Raw genomic sequence first — 2,144 nt, 5'->3', positions numbered from 1 at the left:
TGGCTGTCGAAGCTGGGGGAAGATACCACCGAGACGCTGGAGGAGATCCCGCGCCGCTTCAAGGTCGTGGAGACCGTGCGGGAGAAGTTTACCTGCCGCGAATGCAGCTGCTCAGCCAGTCGCCAGCGCCCTTCCATGCCACGCCATGCGGCTTCCTCGGCCCTAATCTGCTCGCCACCATCGTCTTCGACAAGTTCTCCGAGCACCAGCCACTCAATCGTCAGAGCCGGGGCTTTCGCAGCGAGGGGATCGATTTGTCCACCCAGACGCTCGCCGACCAGGTCGGCCATGTCAGCGCCGCCGTCAAGCCGCTCTTCGATCTGATTGAGACCCATGTGTTCAAAGCCGAACGGCTTCACGGCGATGATACTACGATCCCGATCCTCGCCAAGGGACAGTGCACGACAGGACGCATCTGGGTCTACGTACTTGACGACAGGCCGTTTGGTGGGCTTTCACCGCCGGCTGCGGTCTTCTACGCCTCCAGCGACCGGCGGGGCGAACATCCGCAACGACACCTGGCCGAGTTCAGGGGCATCCTGCAGGCCGATTGCTACAATGGCTTCGATCCGCTCTTTGATCGGACCAAGAAACAAATCCCGGTGACGCCGGCATTCTGCTTTGCCCATGCGCGCCGAAAGTTCTTCGAACTGGCCGATGTCTCGCGCAGTGCCCGGCGGGGCAAAGGCTTGAGGCCTGTCTCGGCGACAGCGTTGGAGGCGGTCAAACGCATTGATGCGTTGTTTGACATCGAGCGCAACATTAGCGGTAAAAGCGCTGAAGTCCGACTTGCCGTGCGTCAGGAAAAGAGCAAACCGCTGCTCGACGAGCTGGAGGCCTGGCTGCGGCAGGAGCGAAAAGACTTGTCGCGATCCTCGCCGGTGCTTGAACCGATAAACTACATGCTGTCGCGCTGGCAGGACTTCGCAAGATACGCCGATGATGGCCGGATTTGCCTGACGACGGATGGTGTTGAGAAGAGTGAATCTTCACTCTCTCGCTGCATGCAGTGGCTTTTCTTTCCAAGCCGCCACCATCCGCTCGTAGGCTCTTTCAGCGCGTTCGACATATTGCGCTTCGCGATCGCGGATCTCCTTGATCCAATAGTCATGGCCAGGGCCTGCTTTTCCATATGCTCTGGGCGCGCCAGCTTTCAATTCCACCTTTCGCAGCTTCATGGCCGTGAACGACGGTCTCGCATAAGCATAATCTTGTTCGCTCGAAAGAATGTGCCAGATCATCACCGTCAGTTTTCGTGCGGTCGCCACGGCGGCAGCCGGCGCGCCGCGCTTATTCTGGACGCGCGTGAAGAAGGCCCGCAATGGTCCCGGCGCCAGCTTCGCACACCACGCGGCTTCAACAAGCATGCGGCGCGCGTCGCTATTTCCTTGCTTGGTGATGCGGCCGTGGCGGGCAGGGTGATCGCCTGATTGACGAATCCGGGGCGTGAGACCAAAGTAGCTGCTGAGCTTTTCCGGGGTGGGAAACCGACTGATGTCGCCTATCGAGGCCAAGATCGTGGAAGCAACGACAGAACTCACGCCAGGTATCGTCATCAATCGGAGAGCCCGGGGGTCGTCGAGCGATTGCTGCGCAAGTTCCTTGTCGAGTTCGGCAAGTTGAGCTGACACACGTTCGAGTTCATTGACGTATCGGCCGATCATGGCGCGCTCTTCGGTGGCCAGTGGCAGTTGCGCTAACCATTTCCGGCCTTCGGGGCCGAACAGATGACCATCATATTTTGGGATCAGATTGGCATGCAGAATGGCCTGGATCCGCCCCTTCGTTCGTACGAGTTGCGCCAATACACCCATGCGCTCGGCAATTTGCCGCCGCCGCACGATCGTATTATCGTCGGCCACCCATACCTCCGGTAGCAGACCGCCAGCGTGGAGCTTTGCCAAGGTGGCTGCGTCGACTTTATCCGATTTGACCCGGGCCCAGGCGATCGCCTTGACGAGACGAGAGTTCGCCACAACGACGCGCTTCACATAGGGGCGCAGAAGCCGTTCGACGGCCGTGCCATTGCCAGTCGCTTCGATCACGACTTCGTCGTCCCCCCGTAGGGATTGCGCAAATTTGAGGAATCGATCTCGGATGAGTTCGACGCGACGTTCATGTACGATGCTGCCATTGTCGAGGAA

The 2,144-nt window shown here is 59.5% G+C and carries 1 protein-coding gene and 1 pseudogene; one reads left to right on the top strand and one right to left on the bottom strand.

All coding sequences use genetic code 11. The features are described 5' to 3' along the window. Positions 1–983 (top strand): annotated as a pseudogene (tnpC, locus tag PDO_RS27215) (IS66 family transposase); the annotation flags it as partial. A 6-nt stretch (positions 984–989) separates the two neighbouring features. On the opposite strand, the gene PDO_RS13690 reads toward tnpC, so the two are convergent. Continuing rightward, positions 990–2,144 (bottom strand): IS110 family RNA-guided transposase (locus PDO_RS13690; RefSeq protein WP_007602601.1); only part of this gene is annotated, 1,155 nt, incomplete at its 5' end.

This window comes from Rhizobium sp. PDO1-076 (genome assembly GCF_000247475.1).
Lineage (GTDB): Bacteria > Pseudomonadota > Alphaproteobacteria > Rhizobiales > Rhizobiaceae > Allorhizobium.
The sequence above is the reverse complement of the archived record's forward strand: the minus strand, read 5'-3'. Positions and strand labels throughout refer to the sequence as shown.